This window comes from Paenibacillus sp. OT2-17, assembly GCF_009827695.1.
GTDB lineage: Bacteria > Bacillota > Bacilli > Paenibacillales > Paenibacillaceae > Paenibacillus > Paenibacillus polymyxa_B.
In genome coordinates this window covers 1-1,314 of record NZ_WUDQ01000792.1, presented here as the reverse complement: position 1 = coordinate 1,314, position 1,314 = coordinate 1, and the positions used below count along the sequence as shown (strand labels likewise).

1 protein-coding gene is annotated in these 1,314 nt (G+C 40.6%); it reads right to left on the bottom strand.

The window, feature by feature from the left end; all coding sequences use genetic code 11:
• Positions 1-1,314: condensation domain-containing protein (locus GRP75_RS27150; RefSeq protein WP_237449222.1), on the bottom strand; the 1,314-nt coding region annotated here is incomplete at both ends.

Below are 1,314 nucleotides of genomic sequence, written 5' to 3'. Positions count from 1 at the left end.
CGGGTGGAAACACTGTCGATGTCTTTCCCTGTACCACGTTTTTATAGGCATCTAAAAAGCTTTGTGTAAACATGCCGAAAGAACTTCCATCAAAAATAATATGGTGGATGACAACCAGTATGAAATGTTCCTGTTCAGATCTGGACATAACATAAATACGCATCAAAGGATCCTGTTCCAGCACGAATGGTTGCTTCGCTTTATCCCTAATAAATGGAATAATCTCATCTGCTTCCAAGGCTGAAATATCCTCCACTTGCACATGAAGCGGCTGCGTGGGCTGCAGCTTTTGATAAGGTATCCCATTTTCCTCTTCAATCACACTTTTTAAAATAGGATACTGTTCTAAAACGATGTGAAAAGCCCGTTTAATGCTCTCAATCTCAATCTTCGTATTAAACCGGAGGCATATTGGTATATTGTAAGCATTCATCTCAGGGGACATTTTATGTAATAGCCACAACCCTTTCTGAACTTCAGAAAGCGGATTCCTTCGGAAACTGAGCGAATTTTTCTCAGTATTGACCTGTACAGTGGATTTATCTTCTTCCACCTTTTGGGCTAAATATGCCGATAATAGTTGAATCGTCGGGTTCTCTAAAATTTCTCTTGCTTTGACCTTGATCGGATAGGACTTCTCAAGGCCGCGTATAAGCTTCATGACAAGAATAGAATCGATGCCATAACCATGAAGATTTGTATTCAAATTCATTTCCTCGTGCTTGAGATTCAGTTCCCAACACAAAAATTGCACTATATACTCCTGAATCTTCGATTGAACCAACGAAACGGCATTTATGGTACTGTCATGGTTTTCTGCGGCGGTTTCTTCCATATTCGAATGTGATAGTGAGAACGCACTCCGATATTGATAAAGTGCTTGAAGCTCTTGTTTGATATAAGCATTGCGGCAGATCTTTCTTTGGATTTTCCCACTTCCTGTTTTGGGTATACTTCCCTTAAGCAGCAAATAGATATCGTAAATTTCAAGTTGATGCGTATTGGATACGGCATTCAATATGTTTTCGACCAGACGTTTATATTCCTGCTCATGAAGGGGCGCTTCAATTTCCTGTACGACGATTACTTTTTCCTGACCATTGATTTCAGAGGAAAATACAGCGATGGGCAAGGTCAACTCTGGCATATTCTTTTGGATGGTCCATTCAATATCGACGGGATGATGGTTTTTGCCGCGAATAATGATGACTTCCTTCTCTCTACCGATGACATAGATATGATTATCCGCAATAAAGCCAAGGTCCCCGGAACGAAAAAAGCCGCCTTCTTTTGTATCAGAAAGGGCTACCTCAA